This window comes from Streptomyces sp. NPDC058291, assembly GCF_042880855.1.
Lineage (GTDB): Bacteria > Actinomycetota > Actinomycetes > Streptomycetales > Streptomycetaceae > Streptomyces.
Genome location: NZ_JBHVYK010000172.1, coordinates 1 through 2,944, shown reverse-complemented (window position 1 = coordinate 2,944; position 2,944 = coordinate 1). Strand labels below are relative to the sequence as shown.

The following is a 2,944-nucleotide window of genomic DNA, read 5'->3' as shown; positions in this document are numbered from 1 at the left end:
TGGTGGGCCGCCTCGTCGACGTCGGCCAGGATCGCGCGTGCCCGGTCGAGGTAGGCGCGGCCGGCCTCGGTGAGGTCCACCCGGCGGGTGGTGCGGTGCAGCAGCTCGACGCCGAGCTCGCCCTCCAGCTGGCGGATCTGCGTGGAGAGCGGCGGCTGGGCCATGCGGAGCCGCTCGGCGGCGCGGCCGAAGTGGCGCTCCTCGGCCACGGCCACGAAGTACCGCAGGTGACGCAGATCCATATGCCGTCCGTATCGATCGACTCGAATATGCGTACTTCAGGATATCGCGGTCCGGGGTTAGCGTCGCCGTCATGAGTGCTTTCCTGTACGCCGCGGCTCGGACGCCGTTCGGTCGCTTCAACGGGGCGCTGGCCGGGGTCCGCCCCGACGATCTCGCCGCCGCCGCGATCACTTCCACCCTCGCGAGAGTGCCGGACCTCGACCGCGCCGCGATCGACGACGTGGTCTGGGGCAACGCCAACGGCGCCGGCGAGGAGAACCGCAACGTCGGCCGCATGGCGGCGCTGCTCGCCGGGCTGCCCGTGAGCGTGCCCGGCGTCACGGTCAACCGGCTGTGCGGCTCCAGCCTCGACGCCGCGATGACGGCCAGCCGGACGATCGAGTCCGGCGACGCCGAGATCGTGCTGACCGGCGGCGTCGAGTCGATGACCCGCGCGCCGTGGGTGCTGCCCAAGCCGGCGAAGCGGTTCCCGGCCGGCGACCTCACGGCCGTGTCGACGACGCTGGGCTGGCGGCTGGTGAACCCGCGGATGCCGAAGGAGTGGACGGTCAGCCTGGGCGAGGCCAACGAGCGGCTCCGGGAGCGCTTCGGGATCTCCCGTGAGCGGCAGGACGAGTTCGCCGCCCGCTCCCACCGACTCGCCCACGCCGCTTGGGAGTCGGGCTTCTACGACGACCTGGTGGCGCCGGTCGAGGGCGTCGACCTGACCCGCGACGAGGGCATCCGGGGCGGCTCGACACAGCAGGCGCTGGCGGGGCTCGAGCCGGTCTTCCGCACCCCGGAGCAGGGCGGCACCATCACCGCGGGCAACGCCAGCCCCCTGAACGACGGGGCCTCCGCGGTGCTGCTGGGCAGCGAGGGGGCCGCGGCCACGATCGGGGCCGACCCGGTCGCCCGCATCGCCGGCCGCGGCGTGATGGCGCTGGAGCCGCAGGCCTTCGGCTACGCCCCGGTCGAGGCGGCCAACCGTGCGCTGGCCCGCGCGGGGATCGGCTGGGACCAGGTGGGGGCGGTCGAGCTCAACGAGGCCTTCGCCGTGCAGTCGCTCGCCTGTCTCGACGCCTGGAAGATCGACCCCTGCCTCGTCAACCAGAAGGGCGGGGCCATCGCGATCGGGCACCCGCTGGGCGCCTCGGGCGGACGCGTCCTCGCCACGCTGGCCAAGGTGCTGCGCGAGAGCGGGCAGCGCTACGGCGTCGCCGCCATCTGCATCGGGGTCGGCCAGGGGCTGGCCGTCGTCCTGGAGAACTGCGGCGCAACGGAGGCGAACCGGTGAGCCGGGCGGAGATCGTCGAAACCGCGGATGCGGCGGTCGCCGGGATCGAGGACGGCTCCACGATCCTCGTCGGCGGCTTCGGACTGGCCGGAATGCCGTTCGATCTGCTCGACGCGCTCATCCGGCAGGGCGCGAAGGACCTCACGATCGTGTCCAACAACGCCGGCAACGGCGACGTCGGACTGGCCGCGCTGCTGGCCGCCGGCCGGGTGCGCAAGGTGCTCTGCTCCTTCCCGCGCCAGGCCGACTCCTGGGTCTTCGACGGCCTCTACCGCGCAGGGAGGATCGAGCTCGAAGTGGTGCCGCAGGGCAACCTCGCCGAGCGGATGCGCGCCGCCGGAGCCGGCATCGGCGCGTTCTACTGCCCGACCGCCGTCGGCACACCGCTGGCCGAGGGCAAGGAGGAGCGGGAGATCGACGGCCGTAGATACCTGCTGGAGTACCCCATCAAGGGCGACTACGCCCTGATCGGCGCGCACGTCGCGGACACCCTCGGCAACCTCGTCTACCGCAAGACCGCCCGTAACTTCGGACCCGTCATGGCCACGGCCGCGACGACGACCGTCGTCCAGGTCGACGAGATCGTGGAGCCCGGGAAGCTCGATCCGGAGGCCGTCGTCACCCCGTCCATCTACGTCGACCGGATCGTCCGGGCGGCAGCCCGTCGCTACACCGTGCAGGGGGCCCGATGACCACCACGCCGAACACTCAGGCGTCCGCCGACCACCGGCTCTCGATGGACGAACTGGCCGCCGTCATCGCCCGCGACATTCCGGCCGGCGCCTTCGTCAACCTCGGCATCGGACAACCCACCAAGATCGCCGACCATCTGCCGGCCGGCTCCGGGGTGGTGCTGCACACCGAGAACGGCATGCTCAACATGGGGCCGAAGGCCCAGGGCGACGCGATCGACCCCGATCTGACCAACGCCGGGAAGGTCCCGGTGACCGAGCTGCCGGGAGCCGCGTACTTCCACCACGCCGACTCCTTCGCCATGATGCGCGGCGGCCACCTCGACGTCTGCGTCCTCGGGGCCTACCAGGTCGCCTTCACCGGCGACCTCGCCAACTGGACCACCGCGGGTCCCGACGACATCCCCGCCGTCGGCGGCGCCATGGACCTCGCCATCGGCGCCAAGGACGTCTACGTGATGATGACGCTCTTCACCCGCTCCGGCGAGCCCAAGCTCGTGCCGCACTGCGCCTACCCCCTCACCGGCGTCGGCTGCGTCAGCCGCGTCTACACCGACCACGGCGTCTTCGACGTCGGCCCCGACGGCGTACGGATCCGGGAGACCTACGGCGTGGGCGCCCACGAACTCGCGGAGCGGCTCGGCGTCCTGCCGTCCTAGGGCTGCGGCGGCGCCTCCTCGCGCGCCTCGCCGCCCCTCCCCAGCGCTCGCCCCGAGCCACCGCGGCTCGGGGC

Annotated in this window: 4 protein-coding genes; 3 read left to right on the top strand and 1 reads right to left on the bottom strand. The window is 72.6% G+C overall.

The annotated features are described in order from the left end of the window. The coding region (locus ACFVYK_RS37895) for a LysR family transcriptional regulator (protein ID WP_389781285.1) at positions 1-242 on the bottom strand (242 nt) is incomplete at its 3' end. Between the two features lie 71 nt (positions 243-313). Here ACFVYK_RS37895 and ACFVYK_RS37890 point away from each other — a divergent pair. From ACFVYK_RS37890 to ACFVYK_RS37880, 3 genes are read left to right on the top strand one after another with little or no spacing between them, the layout of a single operon-like run. After that, the gene (locus ACFVYK_RS37890; RefSeq protein ID WP_389781284.1) at positions 314-1,519 is read left to right on the top strand and encodes a thiolase family protein; all 1,206 of its coding nucleotides are present in this window, start codon (positions 314-316) and stop codon (positions 1,517-1,519) included. Further along, positions 1,516-2,211: a 3-oxoacid CoA-transferase subunit A gene (locus tag ACFVYK_RS37885; RefSeq protein WP_389781283.1), complete on the top strand. Its 696-nt coding sequence runs from the start codon at positions 1,516-1,518 to the stop codon at positions 2,209-2,211. Before ACFVYK_RS37890 ends, ACFVYK_RS37885 begins: the two co-directional genes overlap by 4 nt. Beyond that, the gene (locus tag ACFVYK_RS37880; RefSeq protein WP_389781282.1) at positions 2,208-2,870 is read left to right on the top strand and encodes a 3-oxoacid CoA-transferase subunit B; all 663 of its coding nucleotides are present in this window, start codon (positions 2,208-2,210) and stop codon (positions 2,868-2,870) included. Before ACFVYK_RS37885 ends, ACFVYK_RS37880 begins: the two co-directional genes overlap by 4 nt. The last annotated feature ends 74 nt before the right edge of the window (positions 2,871-2,944 follow it).

Excerpts from the sequence above, each read along its gene's own strand:
- ACFVYK_RS37890 (WP_389781284.1), top strand. The coding sequence starts at position 314 with ATGAGTGCTTTCCTGTACGCCGCGGCTCGGACGCCGTTCGGTCGCTTC.
- ACFVYK_RS37880 (WP_389781282.1), top strand. The coding sequence starts at position 2,208 with ATGACCACCACGCCGAACACTCAGGCGTCCGCCGACCACCGGCTCTCG.